The 21275-nt window shown below is 68.0% G+C and carries 19 protein-coding genes; 6 read left to right on the top strand and 13 right to left on the bottom strand.

Annotated features, from left to right (window positions below; all coding sequences use genetic code 11):
• Positions 1–118 precede the first annotated feature (118 nt).
• On the bottom strand, positions 119–1777 hold the full coding sequence (locus ACWEO7_RS23015; RefSeq protein ID WP_452425983.1) for an acyl-CoA synthetase: 1659 nt from the start codon (positions 1775–1777) through the stop codon (positions 119–121).
• Positions 1778–1953: 176 nt separating this feature from the next.
• Positions 1954–3579, bottom strand: coding sequence for an acyl-CoA synthetase (locus ACWEO7_RS23010; RefSeq protein ID WP_452425981.1), 1626 nt, complete (start codon positions 3577–3579; stop codon positions 1954–1956).
• Positions 3580–3829: 250 nt separating this feature from the next.
• Between ACWEO7_RS23010 and ACWEO7_RS23005 the strand changes: the two genes are divergently transcribed.
• The gene (locus ACWEO7_RS23005) at positions 3830–4432 is read left to right on the top strand and encodes a carboxymuconolactone decarboxylase family protein (RefSeq protein ID WP_452425979.1); all 603 of its coding nucleotides are present in this window, start codon (positions 3830–3832) and stop codon (positions 4430–4432) included.
• Here ACWEO7_RS23005 and ACWEO7_RS23000 read toward each other — a convergent pair.
• Both ACWEO7_RS23000 and ACWEO7_RS22995 read right to left on the bottom strand, forming a co-directional pair.
• Entirely contained in the window at positions 4400–4900 is a 501-nt protein-coding gene (locus tag ACWEO7_RS23000; protein ID WP_450024012.1) for an ArsR/SmtB family transcription factor, read from the bottom strand. The two genes, ACWEO7_RS23005 and ACWEO7_RS23000, sit on opposite strands and share 33 nt — an antisense overlap.
• Positions 4901–5072: 172 nt before the next feature.
• Positions 5073–5618 carry a hypothetical protein gene (locus ACWEO7_RS22995; protein WP_452425977.1) on the bottom strand — a complete coding sequence of 182 codons (546 nt, stop codon included), beginning with the start codon at positions 5616–5618 and terminating at the stop codon, positions 5073–5075.
• Positions 5619–6215: 597 nt separating this feature from the next.
• Between ACWEO7_RS22995 and ACWEO7_RS22990 the strand changes: the two genes are divergently transcribed.
• Positions 6216–7118 carry a phosphatidylinositol mannoside acyltransferase gene (locus ACWEO7_RS22990; RefSeq protein ID WP_452425975.1) on the top strand — a complete coding sequence of 301 codons (903 nt, stop codon included), beginning with the start codon at positions 6216–6218 and terminating at the stop codon, positions 7116–7118.
• 323 nt (positions 7119–7441) lie between these two features.
• Here the strand turns inward: ACWEO7_RS22990 and ACWEO7_RS22985 are convergent, their stop codons facing one another.
• The gene (locus ACWEO7_RS22985; RefSeq protein WP_452425973.1) at positions 7442–8671 is read right to left on the bottom strand and encodes an acyl-CoA dehydrogenase family protein; all 1230 of its coding nucleotides are present in this window, start codon (positions 8669–8671) and stop codon (positions 7442–7444) included.
• Positions 8672–8705: 34 nt separating this feature from the next.
• Positions 8706–10100, bottom strand: coding sequence for an acyl-CoA dehydrogenase family protein (locus ACWEO7_RS22980; protein WP_379253215.1), 1395 nt, complete (start codon positions 10098–10100; stop codon positions 8706–8708).
• Positions 10101–10559: 459 nt separating this feature from the next.
• Here ACWEO7_RS22980 and ACWEO7_RS22975 point away from each other — a divergent pair, with 459 nt between their 5' ends.
• Positions 10560–11183 (top strand): Uma2 family endonuclease, encoded by a 624-nt coding sequence (locus tag ACWEO7_RS22975; RefSeq protein ID WP_452425971.1) that lies wholly within the window; start codon positions 10560–10562, stop codon positions 11181–11183.
• A 67-nt stretch (positions 11184–11250) separates the two neighbouring features.
• Here the strand turns inward: ACWEO7_RS22975 and ftsX are convergent, their stop codons facing one another.
• From ftsX to ACWEO7_RS22945, 6 genes are all read right to left on the bottom strand, one after another.
• Positions 11251–12156, bottom strand: a complete 906-nt coding sequence (gene ftsX / locus ACWEO7_RS22970; protein WP_450024023.1) for a permease-like cell division protein FtsX — start codon at positions 12154–12156, stop codon at positions 11251–11253.
• Positions 12156–12845 (bottom strand): cell division ATP-binding protein FtsE, encoded by a 690-nt coding sequence (gene ftsE, locus ACWEO7_RS22965; protein ID WP_039800068.1) that lies wholly within the window; start codon positions 12843–12845, stop codon positions 12156–12158. Before ftsE ends, ftsX begins: the two co-directional genes overlap by 1 nt.
• Before the next feature lie 84 nt (positions 12846–12929).
• Complete coding sequence (locus ACWEO7_RS22960) at positions 12930–13055, bottom strand: hypothetical protein (protein ID WP_379253216.1); 126 nt, start codon at positions 13053–13055, stop codon at positions 12930–12932.
• Positions 13056–13071: 16 nt separating this feature from the next.
• On the bottom strand, positions 13072–13932 hold the full coding sequence (locus ACWEO7_RS22955; RefSeq protein WP_452425970.1) for a mechanosensitive ion channel family protein: 861 nt from the start codon (positions 13930–13932) through the stop codon (positions 13072–13074).
• Positions 13933–15048, bottom strand: coding sequence for a peptide chain release factor 2 (gene prfB / locus ACWEO7_RS22950; protein ID WP_355077869.1), 1116 nt, complete (start codon positions 15046–15048; stop codon positions 13933–13935). It lies immediately after the preceding gene.
• Positions 15049–15779: 731 nt separating this feature from the next.
• Entirely contained in the window at positions 15780–16640 is an 861-nt protein-coding gene (locus ACWEO7_RS22945) for a helix-turn-helix transcriptional regulator (protein ID WP_452425969.1), read from the bottom strand.
• 143 nt (positions 16641–16783) lie between these two features.
• Between ACWEO7_RS22945 and ACWEO7_RS22940 the strand changes: the two genes are divergently transcribed.
• Complete coding sequence (locus ACWEO7_RS22940; protein WP_355077867.1) at positions 16784–17380, top strand: NADPH-dependent FMN reductase; 597 nt, start codon at positions 16784–16786, stop codon at positions 17378–17380.
• Positions 17381–17405: 25 nt separating this feature from the next.
• Entirely contained in the window at positions 17406–18191 is a 786-nt protein-coding gene (gene hisN, locus ACWEO7_RS22935; RefSeq protein WP_452425968.1) for a histidinol-phosphatase, read from the top strand.
• Between the two features lie 21 nt (positions 18192–18212).
• Here hisN and ACWEO7_RS22930 read toward each other — a convergent pair whose 3' ends face one another.
• On the bottom strand, positions 18213–19184 hold the full coding sequence (locus tag ACWEO7_RS22930; RefSeq protein ID WP_452425966.1) for an SMP-30/gluconolactonase/LRE family protein: 972 nt from the start codon (positions 19182–19184) through the stop codon (positions 18213–18215).
• Between the two features lie 196 nt (positions 19185–19380).
• Here ACWEO7_RS22930 and recQ point away from each other — a divergent pair, with 196 nt between their 5' ends.
• Positions 19381–21255: a DNA helicase RecQ gene (gene recQ / locus ACWEO7_RS22925; protein WP_452425964.1), complete on the top strand. Its 1875-nt coding sequence runs from the start codon at positions 19381–19383 to the stop codon at positions 21253–21255.
• Positions 21256–21275 lie beyond the last annotated feature (20 nt).

Below are 21275 nucleotides of genomic sequence, written 5' to 3'. Positions count from 1 at the left end.
TCCGACCGCATCGGCAGGCCCCGAAAACCGGTGCGACATGCAGCTTCCAACTGGAAATACTTCGGCCTCCCGGGCGGGCGGCAGGCGCACCGCCAGGAAGACCGTGGACGCGCGCCGCTCAGCCCGCGTCGACCTCCATCTCGATGAGCGGCTTGCGCAGCAGCTTGCCGGTCGCGTTGCGCGGCAGCTCGTCGAGGAAGACCACCTCGCGCGGCACCTTGTAGCGGGCGAGATTCGCCTTGACGTAGTCCTTGATCTCCTGCGGATCGCGCTTGCAATCGGGACCGGGAACGACGAACGCGCGCAGCCGCTTGCCGAACTCGCGGTCCTCGACGCCGACGACCGCGGCTTCGAAGATGTCGTCGCGACCGGCGATGAGGTTCTCCACCTCGAGCGGGAAGACGTTCTCGCCGCCGGAGACGATCATGTCGTCGTCGCGGCCGTCGATGTAGAGCAGGCCGTCGGCGTCGAAGTGCCCGACGTCGCCGCTGGACATCATGCCGTCGACCATCTCCTTGCTACGACCGTCGGTGTAGCCGGTGAAGGCGAAGCCGTTGTCCACGAAGATGGTTCCGGTCACGTTCGGCTCGGTGATCGGCTTGCGCTTCTCGTCGAGCAGCACGATCCGGATGCCGACCGGAGCCTTGCCTGCGGTGGTCGGCGCCTTGCGCAGGTCCTCGGGCGTCGCGACGGTCATGACGGCGCACTCGGTGGAGCCGTAGAGGTTGTAGAGGCTGTCGCCGAAGTGGTCCAGCGTGCGGGTCACCACGTCCGGCGCGATGGCCGAGCCCGCCGCGAAGATCACCTTGATGCTGCTGACGTCGTACTTCGCCAGCACGTCCGCATCCAGGTCCAGGATGCGTTGCAGCATGGTGGGCACCACGATCAGCGAATCCGCCCGATACTTCTCGATGTTCGCCAAGGTCTGCTCGGGATTGAAGCGGCGCTGCTGGAAGACCACCCGGTTGCCCAGTGCGAGACCGAGGGTGAACTGGGACAAGCCGGTGCCGTGGAAGATCGGCGCCGCCATGATCATGGTGCCGTTGGCGGGCAGCGGCACCCGGTCGACGAACTGAGCCGAGGCGAACGGGCTGACCCGGTCGCGCGGGGCACCCTTCGGGGTGCCGGTGGTGCCGCTGGTCAGGATGACGATGCCGCCGGGCTTGGCCGGGGCGGGCAGCGATGCGCCGGACTGCCCGCTGATCAGCGAATCGACGGTCGGGATCGCCGGATCGGCGTTGTCCTTCTCGTCCACCCAGGTGAGGATGCGCGGGATCGCGGCGGGGATGGCGCTCATCAGGTCGATGAACTCGCTGTCGTGCAGCACCGCCTTGACGTTCTCGCGCTCGGCGACGTCGGCGAACTGCGGCTTGGCGAACCCGGTGTTCATCAGCACGCCGCGCACGCCGAGCTTGCCGGTGGCCAGCAGGCTCAGCACCATGCCGCGGTGGTCGCGCGCCAGGATCGCCACCACGTCACCGGGATTGATGCCTTTGCTCTGCAACCCGCGGGCCAAGGCGTTGGACTGTTCGTTGAGCCCGCCGAAAGTCAGCTCCCCGCGCTCGTCGACGATCGCGACGGCGTGCGGCCTCGTCTGCGCGGCATGCATGACGACACCCGCGAACGGCCCGAACTTCAAGATATTGAACGCCGACCGAGCGGCATGGTCGGGGCGCAGCGGATTGAACAGCCGCCGCTTGACCATCACGTTCACGCCAAGGGCCAGATCGCCCGCCTTGCGGGCGGCGCCGCCCAACGCGGGGAGGGAAAGAGACATCGACGACAACCTTCCGGCGGTATCACCCGGTGATCCTCCGGGTGGTGCGGATCGCAATTTCGATACCCAGTGCTGGTGCTAACACTAGCAAGCTTGTGTAACCGGTTGTGTCACGTATCTCAGCGGGCGCTACCCGCTGGTAACGGGCCGGGCGCGGTGGCCCGGCCCGTTGTTCATCAGGCGTTGACCTCGTACTCGACCAGCACGCGGCGCAGCAGCTTGCCGGTCGCGTTCCGCGGCAGGTCATCGAGGAAGACCACCTCGCGCGGCACCTTGTAGCGCGCCAGGTTGTTCTTCACGTATGCCTTGATCTCCTCGCCGTCGGGCGAGGAGCCCGGCTCGGGAACGACGAAGGCGCGCAGGCGCTTGCCGAACTCCGCGTCGTCCACGCCGACCACGGCCACGTCGAAGATGTCGGGCCGTTCCAGCAGCAGGTTCTCCACCTCCTGCGGGAAGACGTTCTCGCCGCCGGACACGATCATGTCGTCGTCGCGGCCGTCCACCATGAGCAGGCCGTTCTCGTCGAAGTGGCCGACGTCGCCGCTGGACATATAGCCGTCGACGATCTGCTTGTTCCTGCCGTCGGTGTAGCCCTCGAACGGAGCGCCGCTGCGGATGAAGATGCGGCCGGTGGTGTTGGTGGCGGTGACGCGCTGGTCGTTGTCGTCGTAGAGGCGAACCTCGCAGGTGATCGGCGCGCGACCGACGGTGCCGGGCGCGAGGGCGAGATCCTCCGGGTTGGCCACCGTCGCCACGGCGCACTCGGTGGAGCCGTAGAGGTTGTAGAGCACCGGACCGAACGCCTCGGTGGCCTTGATCGTCAGTTCCGGCGACAGCGCCGAACCGGCCAGCACGATCGACTTCAGCGAGGACGTGTCGTATTTCGCCCGGATCGCCGGATCGAGTTCGACCATCCGGTGCAGCATCGTCGGCACCGCCACCAGCATGTCGGCCTTGTGCTCGGCGACCAGGGCGAGCGTGGCCTCGGCGTCGAACCGGCGGCGCACCACGACCTTGTTGGCCAGCGCCGCGCCGACCAGCCAGGTGGCCAGGCCGGTGCTGTGGAAGATCGGCGAGACGATCACCTGAGTGCCGCGCTGCGGGAACGGGATGCGGTCGACCATCTGCGCCGTCGACAGCGGAGTCACCTTGGTGCGCGGAGCGCCCTTCGGCAGGCCGGTGGTGCCGCTGGTCAGGATGATGAAGCCACCGGGCTTGCTCGGCGCGGGCAGCGGCTCGGCGGAGTTGGCGGCCGCCAGGTCGTCGAGCGTCTGCGCACCCTCGGGGAGTGTGGCGCCCTCGTCGACCCAGGTGATGTAGCGCGGCAAGTCGGCGGGCAACGCGTCGAGCAGGCCGAGGAACTCGCTGTCGTGCAGCACCGCCTTGACCTTCTCGCGGGCGCACACCTCGGCGAACTGCGGCTTCGCGAATCCGGTGTTCATCAACGCGACTCGCACGCCGAGCTTGCCCGCGGCGGCCATGGCGATGATGAGCCCGCGGTGGTCGCGCGCGAGCACGCCGATCACCTGGCCTTCGGAGATGCCCGCCGCTTGCAGGCCGCGCGCGACGGCCGTCGACCGGTCGTCCAGTTCGCGGTAGGTCAGGGCGCCCGCCTCGTCCACGATGCCCGGAGCGTCCGGCGCCACGCGCGCGGAGTGCCGGATCAACGTCGCCTGCGGGCCGAGGATGCGCGACTCCTTCATCGTCCGCAGTGTCTCCAGCGGCTTCCGGGGATCGGTGACACCCCGGCTGCGCAGCACACCCAGCGCCTTCACGGCCTCCAGCGTGTGGGCCAAATTCATGTCGAACAACCTCCACAAAACCCTCGCGTCGGTCCTCGACCTAGCGAACCGGTACGGCGTGTGACTTGCCACCGTAGCAGTGCGGAGTGTGACAGGTCACAGCAGAAACGGACAAACCCGTCTCGGTTCGGTCGTGTCCACCGCGGGTGAGAGCGGTCGCCGGTCCGATTTCGGTCTTTTCGCCCGCCGTTACCGGCCGGTAGCGCTACCCTCGCAACGTCTCGAGACCGCTCGAAGGGAGACGCGGCCAATGTCCGATCCGAAGGACCGTGCACCGTTCATCGACATTCCCGGCGATCTGCCCGGCATCCGCGGCCTGTTCGCTTTCAAGCCCGAAACCGGAACGGCGCTCAGCGAATTCGCGCAGACCCTGTTGCGCGGGTCGTCCCCGCTGACGCCGGGGGAGCGCGAAACCATCGCCGCGTACGTGTCGTCGCGCAACCAGACCTATTTCTGCACCCAGTCGCACGCGGCGACCGCGGCGGCGCTGGTCGACGGCGGTCGCGAGCTGGTCGACGCCGTCATCGAAGACGTGGACTCCGCCGCGATCGATCCGAAACTGCGTGCGCTGCTGCGCATCGCGGACAAGGTGCGCCGGTCGGGACTCGAGGTGACCGCGGCGGACGTCGAGAACGCGCGCGCCGCGGGAGCCAAGGACGAGGACATCCACGACACGGTCCTCATCGCTGCGGCGTTCTGCATGTTCAACCGCTATGTGGACGGCCTGGCGACGGTCGCGCCCCGGGAGCGGGCGACCTACGAGCAGATCGGTGGGATGCTCGCCACCGCCGGATACGTGGCCGCCGGAGTGCCGCCGGAATCAGCGGCGAGCGCTGGCCAGGGCGACGAGTAGGGGCACCACCCGGGCGGTGGGCACTTCGAATCGCCCGCGCCCCGCGGTGTGCAGCCAACCGACGGCGGCCAGTTGCCGCAAGTGCTGATAGATCTGGCCGGAGTCGCCGACGCCGTCCACTCCGGCCAGTTCGGCGGCGGTTCGCCGCCCGCCCATGATCTCGCGCAGCAGCCGCAGCCGCACCGGACTGCCCAGCGCGGCAAGGCATTCCGCCGTCTCGGCCCAGTCGTCCTCGATGAGGTCGCCGGTGGTGAACCGGGCCTGCCACTCGCGCTGCTGGTCGTTGGGCAAACGGACCGACCCGGCGAAGAGCACGCCGCCGTCGGGCTCGTCGGCCGCGGCGAACTCGTCCCGCAAACGAGCCACCGCCCACTGCTCGGCGCCCGGCGGTAGGTCGTCGGGACGAATTCTTTCTTCCAGCGCGCTGAGCCGCCGTTCCAACTCGGCGACTCGGTCTTCCAGGCTCACGAACCCAAAAGCTACGGAATTCCATAACTTCCGACAAACCGATGGCCCCGGCTCCTGTGGCGGCGGGAGCCGGGGCCTTTCGTACTCAGTTGTAGACGGCGCCGAACGACGGAACCGAGATGGTGCCCAACCGGTAGGCGTACCCATCGGGGTTCATGTCGCTGACGGGCACCTACCAGCGATGCCACAGCGATCCGTACACCGCGGCGACCACCGGGCCCGCGCCGGTGTCCAGGGCGCGGCTGCGGATGGTGGTGTCCACCGGAACGTCGTTGTGTTCGTAGAGCAACTCGGTGCCGCTGCGTCCATTCGCGAGATTGATCCACAGCGCCTCGAGCTTCGCGCCGCCCTGGTTCGGCGAGATGGTTCCGGGCCCGCCGAAGAACCCGATGCGGAATCCGTCCATCCCGAGGGCGATTCCCGATCCGTACACGCCCGGCCCCTCACCGCGTCCGATATCCGACTGCGCCGGAACCTGGAACGGCTGGGCGGGCAAGGCGACCTGACCTGCCTTCGCGAGCTGTCCGGAGGCGATCAGCCGATCCACCGCCTGCTCCGCCGCCGGATTACCGGCCGCGGCGGTCCGCAGTTGCTGCGCGGCGGCGGACCAATCGACCGTGGCGGGTTGGGCGGCGGCGTGTCCGGCGAAGGGCGCTGCCAACACTGCCGAGGCGGCCAAAGCGGTGGCGAGGCGACGCGTGAAACTCAATCGTTGCATAACCAGTTCTCCTTGAAGTTTGCTGGTACTGCTCGAGTGAAGATACGTCCGCTGATTCATCGATCCAGCGACTCAGGGCGATAGGCTGCCTCGGCCGGGGCGCGTCTGTCCAGGGATGAACGTGGATTGGCGTGATCGTGTCATTGACACATCGATGCAGCGGCCTGCCCGTCGACAGCAGCCGCGGTGGTTGTCCTCGTCGTCGGACATCGCGAAGGGAACCGGCGGGCGGTCGTCGCCATTATCGCGGATCTCTTCCAAGGAGCGGTTCGGCGCACTTCCGATAAAAACCATTCCGTTTGATCTGCACAGGCGTAGTGTGGGGTTCTCGAGGTGACCGCCGAATTCGCGGCGGCGGCGATCGTGTCTTCGCGGTACGCCACCCAGTCGGGTGCCATCGATCGCGAGTGAGCGGAGAACCCCGGAATGTATCGAAGTAACCGACCGTCATCTGACCTGTTCAGCCATCGGAGCGAGCCGGTCGATACCAGCGCGCCGATGCCGGGCGCGGTCGATCTGCCCGTATTCAGCGACGCTGTCGCCGCAACGCCTGCCATGGCGACCGACGAAACGACGCAGGCCGCAGGCGGGTGACCGATGCATCCGGCGGCCAGGGCATGGGATCTCGGTTACGCCGCGGGTTGGCGGCTGGTGCGCGCCCTGCCGGAACCACTGGCCGTCCGCCTCTTCGATGTGGGAGCCGAACGCGCGGCTCGGAACGGCGGACCGAACCAATTGCGCCGGAACCTTTCTCGGGTCCTGGGCACCGCGCCGGAGGAGGTGCCGCAGCCGCTGGTCCTGGCGAGCCTGCGCTCCTATGCCCGGTATTGGCGCGAAGCCTTCCGGCTGCCGTCGATGGACCCGCTGCGCCTGGCCGACGCCATCGAATCCTCGGCGACCGGACTCGAACACATCCACCGGGCGGTCGAACGCGGCACCGGAGCGGTGCTCGCCCTGCCGCACAGCGGTAATTGGGACCTGGCGGGGGTCTGGCTGGTGCAGCGCGTCGGCTCGCCGACCGTTGTCGCGGAGCGGCTCGCGCCGGAATCGTTGTTCCGGCGCTTCGTTCGTTTCCGTGAACGCTTGGGCTTCGAGATCATCCCCCTCACCGGCACCGCGACACCGCCGTTCCCGCAATTGCTCGCCCGGATCCGGCAGGGGCGGATCGTCGGGTTGCTCGGGGAACGCGACTTGTCCGGTACAGGCGTACCGGTCACTTTCTTCGGTGAGCAGGCTCGGCTCCCGGCCGGTCCGGCTCGGCTGGCCATCGACACCGGCGCGCCACTTCTCCCCGTGCACTGCTGGTACACCCCCGACGGCTGGGGAGTCCGCGTGGATCCACCTATCGACACCAGCCGTGGAGTGCGTGAGACCACCCAGGCGCTGGCCGATCGATTCGCGGCGGGCATCACCGCCCACCCCGCCGACTGGCACATGCTCCAGCCCCTCTGGACGGCCGACGTCACCGCCGCCCGGCTCGCTCGCCGAAACCCGGACTGAAACGCTCGGTGGTGCCCAAGTCGCCAACGACCACTGCGAACGAGTGATCCGGTGATCGACCGGCCTTCCGCCAGGCGTCTCAGTCGCCGGGCAGCCCCCACGCGAATCCAGCGGCTATCACGAAACAACTGACGATCGAAATGAGAACGATGCTCCACATGGGGGCGAAGAGTACGGAACCCGTGGTGCGAAATCCATAGCTACGCGTCACTGAAAGTGTTCGGGGACACGTCATTCGCCTACCGACGGCGGAGAGAACGAAAAATCCGGTGCGAGTCCGAGAAGCTCGCACCGGATTTCGTTGTCGACCGTCTAACGCGGCGTCACTTCAGCTCGGCGCTGGTCTTGCCGAGGATGCGGCGGGCGACGATGAGCTGCTGGATCTGCTGGGTGCCTTCGAAGATGTCCAGGATCTTCGAGTCGCGGCCCCACTTCTCCAACAGCGTGCGCTGCGAGTAGCCGATGGCGCCGGCCAGTTCGACGGCCTTGAGGGTGACGTCGGTGCCGGTGCGGCCCGCCTTCGCCTTGGACATGGACGCCTCGAGCGAGTTGGGCTTCTTGTTGTCGGCCATCCACGCGGCGCGCAGGGCGAGCAGGTAGGCGGACTCGTAATCGGCTTCCATCCGCAGGAACTCGGCTGCGGCGGCGTGCTGGTTGTTCGCGGGGGTGTCGTAAGAGATCTCCACACCCGCCGCGGTCAGGATCGAGCGCAGTTCTTCCAGCGCGGCGCGGGCCACGCCGATCGCCATCGCGGCGACGAGCGGACGGGTGTTGTCGAAGGTCTGCATGACCCCGGCGAAACCCTTCTCCACGTTGACTTCCGGGCTGCCGAGGATGTTGTCCTTCGGGATCCGGCAGTCCTGCAACAGCAGCACGGCGGTGTCGGAGGCCTTGATGCCGAGCTTGTGCTCGAGCCGCGCCACCGACAGGCCGGGAGCGTCACGGGGCACGACGAACGACTTGATCGCCGCGCGGCCGAGGCTTCTGTCCACCGTCGCCCACACCACGATGTGGGTCGAGCGCTGACCCGCGGTGACGAAGATCTTCTCGCCGTTGAGCACCCACTCGTCGCCGTCGAGCACGGCGGTGGTCGACACGGCGGCGGAATCGGAGCCGAAGGACGGCTCGGTGATCGCCATCGAGGCCCACACCTTGCCGAAGCGCTTCAGCTGCTCGTCGGTGGCGACAGCGGCGATGGCCGCGTTGCCCAGGCCCTGGTACGGGATCGACAGCATGAGGCCGACGTCGCCCCACGAGGTCTCCAGCGCGTTCAACAGCGCGGACATGTTGCCGCCGTTGGTGTTACCGAGCAACTCGGTGGCGTGGCGGTCGCCCTCGCTGTCATCCGAGCGGCCACCGGCGGCGCCGCCGATCTTCTGGGTGCCGGAGTCGGCCAAGCCCTCGACCATGGCGGCCATGGTGTCCAGCTCGACCGGGTAGTCGTGCTCGGCGAGGTCGTACTTGCGCGAGATCGGGCGGAAGATCTCCTGCGCGACCTGGTGCGCCTGGTTCGCGCTGGCCCGCAGCTTCTTGGGGAGTTCGAGGTTGATCATGTTGTGAGGTCTCCTGGAAAGCGGAACGGGCCGGTCAGATGAGCACGACACCTTCGGCGACGCCGATGGCCCGCAGATCGCGGTACCAGCGCTCGACCGGGTGTTCCTTGGTGAAGCCGTGGCCGCCGAGCAGCTGCACGCCGTCGAGGCCGATCTGCATGCCCTTGTCGGTGGCGAGCTTGCGGGCCAGCGCCGCCTCGCGGCCGAAGGACAGGCCCTGCTCGGCGCGGGACGCGCCGCGCAGGGTGACCAGCCGCAGGCCGTCGAGTTCGATCGCGATGTTGGCGACCATGAAGGCCACCGCCTGCCGGTGCGAGATGGGCTCGCCGAACGCCTCGCGCTCGTTGACGTACGGGATCACGTAGTCCAGCACGGCCCGGCCGGTGCCAGCGGCGAGCGAAGCCCAGCCGAGGCGGGCCAGGCGCACGGCGTCGGCGTACTCCTCGGCGCGGGTCGCGGCGTCACCGTCACCCAGGATGGCGTCGGCGCCGACCGCGACGTTGTCCAGGATCAGGCGGCCCAGGCCCGCGGCGCGCAGACCCATGCTCGGATCGGCCTCGACCACCAGACCGGGCGCGTCCGATTCGACGATGAACAGCGCGGGACGGCCGTCGAGCTCGGCGGCGATCAGGAACAGTTCGGCGTCGGCCGCGGCGGGCACCAGGCTCTTCACGCCCGAGATGCGGTAGCCGCTCGGCGAGCGCACGGCCTTGGTGTCCAGGGCGAACGGGTCGAACAGGGCGCGGGGCTCGCTGATCACCACCGAGGCCTGCGGCACGTTCTCGCCGGTGAAGGAGGGCAGGTAGGTCTTCTGCTGCGCGTCGCTGCCCCACTGCGCGAGCGCGACAGCGACGCCGCTGGGAGCGAGGATCGGCAGGGCCAAGCCCATGTCACCGTGCGCCAGCGCCTCGGCGACCAGCGAGTTGGTCACCGCGCCGCGCTCGGAGGCCGCACCCTCGAGTTCCTCGGGGACGTTGATCAGGGTGATGCCGAGCTCGGCGGCGCGCTCGAGCAAGTCGCGCGGCGCCTTGGCGGCGTTGTCGGCCTCGTAGGCGGCCGGGCGCAGGATCTCGGCGGCGAACTCCTGCACCGTCTCGACGATCATCTGCTGCTCGTCGCTGGGCGTCAGGTCGAAGAAGTCCTTGTTCTTCGCCTCGTTGGTGGCCAGGCGCTTCGGCGCGCCGCCGCCCGCGACCTTGGCGAAGGCGCGGGTCGCCGCGCCGAGCGTGCGGAAGCCGGTCTTGGTGCCCTCGTAGGTGACGCGCTCGATCGGCTTGCGCAGGTTGTATTTCTCGGCCAGTTCCGACCCGGTAATGCTCGTCATGACCCGCATCGCCGCGCCCATCCAATCCCGCTTGGGATGGTTCAGGCCGACCGCGGACGTGTCTGGACGTCGCTTCGTTGCGCTGTCTCGAGTGCTCATCATCACCTGTTTTCTCGGATGGGTTGGTGCGGTCTTTCCCAGCTATCTTACTCCAGAGTAAGGCTATCTTACTGTTGAGTAAGAAGTGCGTCGAGGTGCAGCATACGCGGCGAATCCGCGCCTTGCTGGACAAGTGCCCGAAGTTGCGTCCCGGGGTCGGCCGTCGCCCCCGGCGCGCGTCGTGCTAGGCCGCGCAGCGCGATGAGCTGCGGCATCGGAACACACGCGCACACTCCGAGCCGGATAGCCGGATCGACCGCCGCCGATTCGCCGCGATCCAAGGCCATAGCGGCGATCGATGCTGATTCGTTATTCCGTCGACAGGTGACATGTGGGCTGTGTGGAGCGATCGGCAGAGCTGTCTCGAACCTGGCGGTGGTGCGGTCGGCAACGGCGAGACGAATCCAACGGCAGCTGATGTCGACGGAGCCGGTCGACCGTGGTGCCGTGATTACAATCCGACGCATGTCAGCGATCTTCGACTGGGCCCGGCCGGACAATGTGCAGCCGGAGCCGATCACGGTCGACATCTGGCGCGAGCTTCCCGAAGAGTTCTGCCGCTTGGTCGAAGTGGTGAACGGGGACGCGGTCCGTTGCGAATCACCGAGCAGGGCACATCAGAAAGCCGTCCACCGGCTCCTGGCGATGCTGGAATCGGCGGCTCGTGAATACATGGCCGAAGATCCTTCGGCATGCTTGGACGCCAACCATGACTTCGATGTGGTGCTGTGGGAGGTGCCCCGGGCGACGATTCGGCGTCCCGACATCGCACTCTTCGAGTGCCTGCCAGCGGATGTGCGACCGATGCCGGCACGCCATCTGAAGATCGCCGTCGAGATCATTTCGCCCAGCCACGTCAAAACGGACCGACTCGAGAAAATGGGCGAATACGCCGCTGCCGGAATTCCATGGTATTGGCTGGTCAGCGTGTCGGATACCGAGGTGACCGCGATCGAGACCTACGGCCTCGACCACAGCGTCGGTCACTACCGGCTCGCCCGCGTCCTGAAGCCGCAGACCGCGTTCGCCGTCGATCTGCCGATCCGCATCCAGGTCGACTGGGACCAGCTCACCGATCTCGTGCTGTAGCGGGGCCGGAGCCGACTCGTACGCGGCCCGAGCGGGCCGGTGGCGCTGCGGCCACCGGCCCGAAGGATCACTCGCGCACGTAGTAGCGCAGTGTCGCGTAGGCCGTGATCCCCGCGAAGACGATGCCCACCGGCGCGATGACGAGCGCGGTCATCGCGATGTCGTCGCCGGTGATGCGGGGGAAGACCTTGCTGGCGAACAGGTCGCCGAGGGCGCGGTCGATCACCAGCGGGCGGGCGATGAGCAGGCCGAACATGGCGAGCAGGGAGCCGGCCAGCGCGGCGACCACGGCCTCGAGCAGGAAGGGCAGCTGGGTGTACCAGCGGGTCGCGCCGACCAATCGCATGATGCCGACCTCGGTGCGCCGGGTGAACGCGGCGATCTGCACCATGTTCGAGATCAGCATCACCGCGGCCAGCGCTTGCAGCACGGCCAGGCCGAACGCCGCGTTGCGCAACCCGTCGAACAGGCTGACCAGCCGGTCGACGATGTCCTTGTCGTTGCGCACCATGCCGACGCCGGGGCGGTCGTAGAACTTCTCGTAGATCGTCGGGTAGAGCTCCGCGTTCTCCATCTTGACCCGCAGCGACGCGGGCAACGGCGTCTCGCTGACGTACTTGGCCAGCTCGGGCTGGTCCTTGAACGTCTTCTCCTTGGCCTCGCGGACCGCCTCTTCCCGGTTGAGGAACTGGACCGACTCCACGCCACTGGTCGCCTTCAGATCCGCCATGAGCGAGCGGCACGGGTCCAGCGAGCAGTCCGGGTCGTTGGCCGACACGTCTTCGGTCAGATACAACCGCACCTCGAGCCGGTCCAGGAAGTACTGCTCGGTCTTGTCCGCGATGCGCACCGCCAGCAGACCGCCACCGAGCATGGTGAGCGAGACCGCGGTGGTCAGGATCATCGCGATGGTCATCGTGACATTGCGGCGCAGGCCCGCGAAGACCTCGCCGAACAGGAAGCTCGCGCGCATTACCGGCCCACCCCGTACACGCCCGTCGCCTCGTCCCGCACCAGGCGTCCGTGGTCGAGTTCGACCACCCGCCTGCGCATCGCGTCGACGATGTGGTTGTCATGGGTGGCCATCACCACCGTGGTGCCGATACGGTTGATCCGCTCCAGCAGCATCATGATGTCGGCGCTGGTGTCGGGATCGAGGTTGCCGGTGGGTTCGTCGGCCAGCAGCACCAGCGGCCGGTTCACGAAGGCGCGCGCGATCGCGACGCGCTGCTGTTCACCACCGGACAGCTCGGTCGGCAGCCGGTCGGCCTTGCCGCCGAGGCCGACCATGTCGAGCACCTCGGGGACCGTGCGGTCGATGACCTGGCGTCGCTTGCCGATGACCTCCAGCGCGAAGGCGACGTTCTGATACACGGTCTTCTGCTGCAGCAGCCGGAAATCCTGGAAGACGCACCCGATCCGCTGGCGCAACTTGGGCACCTTGCGGCCGGGTAAGCGGTCGACCCGGAAATCGGCCACTCTGATCTCGCCCGCCGTCGGAGTCTCCTCCTTCAACAGCAAGCGCATGAAGGTCGACTTTCCCGAGCCGGACGGTCCGATGATGAAGACGAACTCGCCCTTGCCCACATCGACGGTGATGTTGTCCAGCGCGGGTCGCGTCGAGGTCTTGTACGACTTGGTCACGTTCCGCATGGTGATCACGGGGAGCCAGTGTAACCAGCAACCGTTCGCGGCCTGCGTTGTCAACCGTGGGAGACAGTGCGGCGGCGGTCGGTCCCCCTCGGCTCAGTGGCCCGGCTGTTCGCTGAACACCGCTGCCGGAACGGCGTTGACCAGTGTGGCCGGAGCGGTGGTGGTCTCCTCGGGTTTGACGAATACGTACAGCACGAACGTGGCGACCCAAGTTGCCATCAGGATCGCCGTGGATCTACGTGGTCTCACTGATTCCCTCCCGGCGCAGCGCCGCGGCGACTCGTACCCGCAGCTCGCGTCCGACGTCGAACTGTTTGCCCGGCAACGTCCGGGCAACCATTCGGATGTTCATCTGGTCGACGGTCAGGTCTTCCACACCCATGACGGTGGGCTTGTCCAGCAGCAACGGCTTCAGGCGAGCGTCCTCGTACGCCTTCGCGCCCACCTCGTGCAGGATCTCGTTGACCCGGGTGATGTCGGCGCTGGCGGACACCGGAACGTCGATCGCGGCGCGCGCCCAATCCTTCGACAGGTTCGTGACCTTCACGATCTGGCCGTTGGGCACGGTGATCACTTCACCGTCGGCGTTGCGCAACGTGGTGATCCGCAGCGTGACGTCCTCGACCGTACCTTCGGCCTGCTCCGCGGCTCCGGTCACGGCGATGCGGACCACATCGCCGAACCCGTACTGCCGCTCCGTGATCAGGAAGAATCCGGCGAGGATGTCCTGCACGATGCGCTGCGCGCCGAAACCCAGCGCGGCGCCGAGCACCGCGGCGGGCGCGACCAACCCGGTGACGGCGAAGCCGAGCCGCCGCAGCACCTCCATGGTGATCAGCACGTAGACGATGGTCAGCACCACCCAGGTGATCACCTGGGCGAGCGCGTGCCGATGCTTGGCCGCCTCGGTGCGCACCAGCGCGTCGCTGCTGCGGAAGCCCGCGTCGATCCTGCGGGTGACCCGGTCCCGCAGGTAGGTGGCGAGCCGGCTGAACAGGATGGCGCCGAGGATGAGCAGCACGATCTCCAGGCCCGAACCGCGTAGCCACGTGGTGAAACCGGTGGAAGCGATCGCCTGGATGCCCGCGACATTCATCTAGCTCGCCTGCTCTCGCATTCGCCAGCGGATCCCCGACTCGATGAACCCGTCGATGTCGCCGTCGAGCACCGCCGACGGGTTGTTCACCTCGTAGTTCGTCCGCAGGTCCTTGACCATCTGGTACGGGTGCAGCACGTAGGAGCGCATCTGATTGCCCCAGGACGCGCCCTCGTTGGTCTTCAGCGCGTCCATCTCGGCGCGCTCTTCCTGCCGCTTGCGCTCCAGCAGCTTGGCCTGCAGCACCCGCATGGCCGAGATCTTGTTCTGCAACTGCGATTTCTCGTTCTGGCAGGTGACCACGATGCCGGTGGGCAAGTGGGTGATCCGGACCGCGGAGTCGGTGGTGTTGACGCTCTGGCCGCCGGGGCCCGACGAGCGGTATACGTCGACGCGGATCTCCGTCTCCGGCACCTCGATGTGGTCGGTGGTCTCCACCACGGGAAGCACCTCGACCTCGGCGAAGGAGGTCTGGCGGCGACCCTGGTTGTCGAACGGGCTGATCCGCACCAGCCGGTGCGTGCCCATCTCGACCGAGAGCGTGCCGTAGGCATAGGGCGTCTTGACCGCGAAGGTGGCGCTCTTGATGCCCGCTTCTTCGGCATACGAGGTGTCGTAGACCTCGACCCCGTACTTGTGCCGGTCGGCCCAGCGGATGTACATGCGCATGAGCATCTCGGCCCAGTCGGCGGCGTCCACGCCACCGGCGCCGGAGCGGATGTTCACCAGCGCGTCACGCTTGTCGTACTCGCCGGACAGCAGCGTGCGGACCTCCATGGCCTCCACGTCGCTGTGCAGCGCGGCGCGCTCGGCGTCGGCCTCGGCGAGCGCGTTGGTCTTGGCCTCGCCCTCTTCCTCTTCGGCCAGTTCGTAGAGCACCGGCAGATCGTCGAGCCGCTGACGCAGCTCCTCCACCCGGCGCAACTCGCCTTGGGCGTGCGACAGCTCACTGGTGACCCGCTGGGCGTGGTCCTGGTCGTTCCACAGCTCGGGGTCGGCGGCCTGATGCTCGAGCTCGTCGATACGACGACGCAGCTCGTCGATGTCGAGGACCGATTCGACCGTCTTGAGAGTGGCGTCGAGTTCGGCGAGATCAGCGGAAACGTCAGGATGCACGATCGTCAAGCCTAGCTGCCCCTCTTCGGCCGCAGCACACGAGTGCGCGCGGTGTGACCGGGGACGGCGCCCGCGCGGGTGGCTCGCGCCCGGCGCGGGCCGAGCGGGCGGATCGCCGGGACGTCGCGCGCTCGCTCGACAGCCCGCGCCGGGCGGGTGAGCTGTGACGGACGCCTCATGGGTTTCTACCCTAAACGGCGACCGCGCTTGGCGCAGTTGGTGTTTGGAATTCGCGGCGGAGATGCTGCTCCGGCCACGCGACGGGATGCCGGTCGCGCCCGATCAGTCGTCCTACCGGGCGGACGGTTTGTGCTCGAGGGGAGCGGTGTGGCGAACTCCACTCCTGCGGCCGCGGATCGCCGCCGCTCGGAGCTCACGCAACTGCTCGGCGACTCTCGGCGAAGCCGATTCCGGCCGTGCCGATTCGGCCGTGCCGATTCCGGCCGAAGCGGCGATCGGCGTGCTCGGCAGCCGAAACCTCGTGGCCGAGGAGGTTCGCCCGGGGGACTTGCGCCCACGGCAGAGCGTTTCGCCGTCCCGGCTGGTCACAGCTGATATCGGGGGTGCGGTCACCGGGATCCCGACGGCGAGCGCAGGGTTGCGGAAGCACCGCGCCGCTTCCGGCTTCCTCACCCCACGGGGTCAGCGATCAATATGCCTGGTCGGCTCCGGCCGCGCGCGGGCGTACTCGATTTACCGCGATCGATCCGGCTGTGCCGTGAGTGGCCCGCTCAGCCCGAGACGGCGCGCAGTCCGCCCGGGCGGCGTCCAGCGAGTGTGTCGAGGGCCGTGGCGGTGGCGTCGTCGGCCGGTAGGTAGACGATCACTCGCTGGTCGTCGTCGGCGGAGAGCTCCAGGAACTCGTAGGCCAGGCGCAGCGACCCGGCTTCTGGGTGGGCGAGACGGGTGATGCCGGTGGCGGCGGCCAAGCTCGGCACGGTGTCGACCCGGTCGGCGAACGCCGGGCCCACGGTGACGGTGAGCTCGTCGGCGAGCGCGGCGATGTGCGAGTCGGCGCGAAACGGGCCCTGCTTCAACATGGCGACCGTCTCGTCGGCGACGTGCTCCCAGTCCGCGTAGACATCGCGGGATCCGGGGACGCAGAAGACGAAACGTGCCAGGTTGGGTGGGGTATGCGGCCCGTCGAAGAGCCCGGTCGGCGCCATCAGCCGGTGGTAGGCGTCGGTGTAGGCGAGAACCTCGGTGAGGCGGTTGACCACCACGGCGGGCGTCGGCTCGAGCCGGTCCAGGATCGTCCGCACCATCGGTCGCACCTCGCGCAGCGGCTGTGCGGACCCCATGCAGGTGAAGCCGCTGTCCACCGACTTGGTCAACCGGTGCAGGTGCACGCGTTCGGCGGGGCTCAAACGCAACGCGTTCGCCAGCGCGGAAAGCACCGGAGGGGAGGGACGCCGGTCGCGCCCCTGCTCCAGGCGCGTGACGTACTCCACGCTCACACCGGCCAAGGTGGCCAGCTCGGCGCGGCGTAATCCGGGGGTGCGCCGCCGCGCACCGGTGGGCAGGCCGACTTGGGCGGGCGTCACCGCCTCGCGGCGGGTGCGCAGGAACAGCCCCAGCTCGTTGTCGCTCACCTGTCGAACCTAAACAAGGCGAAACGCTCGGAGGGTGTCCCTGCCACTACCACTCTTACGGCGGTCTCCCTGTTCCCCGTGCCCGGCAGCAGATTGAGTGGGCGGCCCGGCCGGGCCGTTCTGTGATCCGAGGAGGAAACAGCATGTCCAACGCCCCACTGAAGCTCGCGGTGATCATCGGCAGCGTCCGCGAGGGACGTTTCGGGCCGGTCGTGGCCACATGGTTCACCGAGCAGGCGCGGCGGCACGGTTCGTTCGAGGTAGACGTCATCGACTTGGCCGAGGCGGACATCCCTTGGGAACTGCCCGCGGTGCCGCCTGCGATGGATCCGGACCCGCAGCGACCGGAAGGGATGACCGACCTCACGCGCAGGCTCACGGCAGCCGACGCCTTCGTCATCGTCACGCCCGACTACAACCGCAGCATCCCCGCGTCCCTCAAGGCCGTCATCGACTGGCACTTCACCCAGTGGAACGCGAAAGCGATCGGTTTCGTCGGCTACAGCGGAGCGTCCGGCGGCCTGCTCGCCATCGAGCACCTGCGTCAGATCTTCAACGAGCTCAACGCGCACACCGTGCGCAACTACGTGTCGTTCCCGCGCTACTACCTGCTCTTCGACGACGAGGGCAAGCCGAGGGAGCCGCAGGAGCCCGCGGCCGCCGCGACGGCGATGCTGGATCAGTTGCACTGGTGGGCGAGCGCGTTGACGGCGGCGCGATCCCTGGAACCCGTGGGGTGAGCGCCGGGCCGATAGGGTGCGGGGCGTGGCTGTGTACTCCTCCGACCTCGAACTCGCCCTGCGGCTGGCCGATACCGCCGACGAGATCACGCGGGCTCGCTTCGGTGCGCTCGATTTGAAGGTCGACGCGAAGCCGGACCTGACGCCGGTGTCGGATGCCGATCTGGCCGTCGAGCAGGCGATCCGGCAGGTGTTGTCCGAGGCGCGGCCGGACGACGCGGTACTGGGTGAGGAATTCGGTGGCGCCGCCGAATTCAGTGGGAGGCAATGGGTCGTCGACCCGATCGACGGCACGAAGAACTTCGTGCGCGGAGTGCCCATCTGGGCGACGCTGATCGCTCTGCTGGAAAACGGTGAGCCGGTCGTGGGCGTGGTGAGCGCGCCCGCTCTGGCACGGCGCTGGTGGGCAGCGGCGGGATCGGGGGCATGGTCGAGTTTCGAAGGGCGTGCGGCTCGAGCGATCTCGGTCTCCGCCGTGGGTGAGCTGGGTTCGGCCAGCCTGGCATTGTCCAGTCTGTCCGGCTGGCGCGACCGCGGCCTGCGCGAGCAGTTCATCACCCTGACCGACGATGTGTGGCGTGTGCGCGGTTACGGCGATTTCTTCAATTACTGCCTGCTCGCCGAGGGCGCCGTCGACATCGCCACCGAACCGGAGGTCTCCCTGTGGGACCTGGCCGCGCTGGACATCCTCGTCCGCGAAGCGGGCGGGCGTTTCTCCTCGCTGAACGGTGCACCCGGCCCGCACGGTGGCGACGCCATAGCCACCAACGGGCTGCTGCACGACGAGGTCCTCGACCGCTTGCGCCCCTGACGGCGCTCGCGATGTTCGGAGCTAACCGGCCCGCCACGGGGTCGCCGGCGTGAGGTCGATCCCGGCCGGAGGACGCAGGCGGCGCAGCGTGCCGTCCATGCTGGTGACGAACAGCGCCCAGGAGTCCCCGTCACGGTCGATGCGCACCGATGTGGCGCCGTCCGGTGGGTTGCGCACCGGAGCGGGTTTGATCAGGCCCGTGACGATCGCGCACGTGGCGCCGGTCGCCGTATCCACCCGATAGACGGCGCCGAGTATGTGATCGGCCACGAACAGCGCCCCCGCCTTGGTGGCTTCCATATCGTCGGGCAGAGCTACCAGGTCCGGGATACCGGAGACGGTGGTGGGATGAGCCGGATCGTCCAGCCGGACGCGGAGGATCTGCAGCGTCATGGTGTCGACGTAGACCGATTCGCCGTCCGCGGCCAGAGCGAGGCCGTTGGCGGGCGGCAGCACCGACCAATCCCGTTCGTACTCGCTGGTCGCCGGCCAGTAGCGGGAGATCCCGTTCGACCCGCCGAGGCCGATCGTGGTGAACAGCAGGCTGCCGTCGGGCAGCAAGAGCAGGCCGTTGGGCCCGTTCAGCCCGGTGAGCAGAACCTGCACGACGCCGGTCTCGGTGTCGTAGCGCTGGAGTGTGCCCGGCGGTTCGCTGAGCCCGTCCCCGGTGAGGAAGTAGACGTAGCGTCCGGCGACGCGCACGCCTGCCGGGCGGTACAGGTCCGTGACCAGCTTCTCCAATCGTCCGGCCCGGTCGACGTGCGCCAAGTAGCCGTCCATCAGACCGGTGACGTAGAAGCCGCCCCGCCCGTCGGAATCCAGATTCTCCAGATTGCCGACCCCTTCGACCACCGTCGTGGTCTCCCAGCCGTCCGAGCACCTGGCGGGGAATGTCTCCGCCCGCGCCGTCGGTATCGTCGCGGTGACTCCGGCAGTCACCGCGACGGCGCTCAGCACCGCGGCGCACGCCCGAATCCCTATCCGTTTTGCCATGAGCGACAACATAACAGCGCCGGATCACGCGAGCAGGCCGGCGAACTTCGCTCGAGTGGAGAAAACGCGAGGTCGGCGCGCTGTGACGGACAGCGAGGGTCTCGGTTGTCCACATGTGGACAACTCGGCGGCCCAACAGGGCGGACGCCGAACGGTGCGGGTACCGCTCCGCCCGTGCGCTCGTAGGATGGGCCGGGTGACTCCCCCCGATGATTTCGCTGCGGTAGCGACCGAAGCCGCGTCCGGATCGGACGCCGGATCCGTTGCGGCGCAAGAGGTTCTACGCCGAGTCTTCGGTTACGACAGCTTCCGCGGTGAGCAGCAGACGATCGTGCAGCGCGTGATCGACGGCGGCGACGCGCTCGTGCTCATGCCGACCGGCGGCGGCAAGTCGCTCTGCTATCAGATCCCCGCGCTGGTGCGTCCCGGCGTCGGTGTGGTGATCTCCCCGCTGATCGCCCTCATGCAGGACCAGGTGGACGCGCTCAGTGCGCTCGGCGTGCGCGCGGGCTTCCTCAACTCCACCCAGTACCCCGACGAGCGCCGGACCGTCGAAGCGCAATTCGTCGCCGGCGAACTCGATCTGCTGTACCTGGCCCCGGAACGATTGCGCCTGGACTCCACCGCGGAGCTGCTCGATCGCGGCAAGGTCGCGCTGTTCGCCATCGACGAAGCGCACTGCGTCTCCCAGTGGGGTCACGACTTCCGGCCCGACTACCTGGGCCTTTCGCTGCTGCACGAGCGCTGGCCGGACGTACCGCGGATCGCGCTGACCGCGACCGCCACCGAGAAGACCCGTGACGAGATCATCCAGCGCCTCGACCTCGGCGCCGCCCGCAGGTTCGTGTCCAGTTTCGACCGCCCCAATATCCAGTACCGGATCGAGCCGAAGAATCGTCCCGAGCGTCAGCTGCTGGAATTCATCCGCACCGAGCATGCCGGGGACGCGGGGATCGTCTACTGCCTGTCGCGCAACTCGGTGGAGAAGACCGCGGCGTTCCTCACCGAGAACGGCGTCACCGCCGTGCCCTACCACGCGGGCTTGGACAACCGCACCCGCGCGGAGAACCAGGCGCGTTTCCTGCGCGAAGACGGGTTGGTCGTCGTGGCGACCATCGCCTTCGGTATGGGCATCGACAAGCCCGACGTGCGCTTCGTCGCCCATCTCGACCTGCCGAAGTCGGTCGAGGGCTACTACCAGGAGACCGGGCGCGCGGGCCGCGACGGGCTGCCTTCCACCGCATGGATGGTCTACGGCCTCAGCGACGTGGTGCAGCAGCGCAAATTGATCGACTCCTCCGAGGGCGACGCCGCCCACCGGCGCCAGCTCCAATTGCACCTGGACGCGATGCTCGCGCTGTGCGAGACGGTCGCCTGCCGGCGCACGCAGCTGCTCGCCTACTTCGGCGAGCCCGGTCTGCCTTGCGGCAACTGCGATACCTGCCTGTCGCCACCACAATCCTGGGACGGCACGGTGGCCGCGCAGAAGCTGCTGTCCACCGTGCTGCGGCTGAAGCGGGAACGCGGCCAGAGCTTCGGCGCGGGGCACATCGTGGACATCCTGCTCGGTAAGAAGAGTCCCAAAGTCCTGCAATACGACCACCACGAGCTGAAGGTCTTCGGGGTCGGCACCGACCTGCGCGACACGGAGTGGCGTGGCGTGGTGCGGCAACTGCTCGCGCACGGGCTGCTGGCCGTGCACGGCGACTACGGCGTGCTGACGCTCACCGAGGCCAGCAGTGAGGTGCTGTTCGACGGACGGCAGGTAGCGCTGCGCCGCGAGCCCGAACGCCAGGCCAAGCCCGCCCGGACCGCGAAGGCCGCCAAGGCGGCCTCCGTCGATCTGACGCCCACCGACCTGCCGCTGTTCGAGAAGTTGCGCGAATGGCGCGCGGCCACCGCGAAGGAGCAGGGTGTTCCCGCCTACGTCGTCTTCCACGACGCCACGCTGCGCGAGATCGCGGCGCGCAAGCCCGCGAGCCTCGCCGCGCTCGGCGGCGTCAGCGGTGTCGGCGAGAACAAACTGGCGAAATACGGCGAACAGGTGCTCGAGGTGCTGGCCACCGGATGAACCGCTACGGTCACGCAGGT

Source organism: Nocardia sp. NPDC004260 (assembly GCF_053603155.1).
Note: the sequence above shows the minus strand (reverse complement) of the source record. Positions and strands in the feature narration are given on the sequence as shown.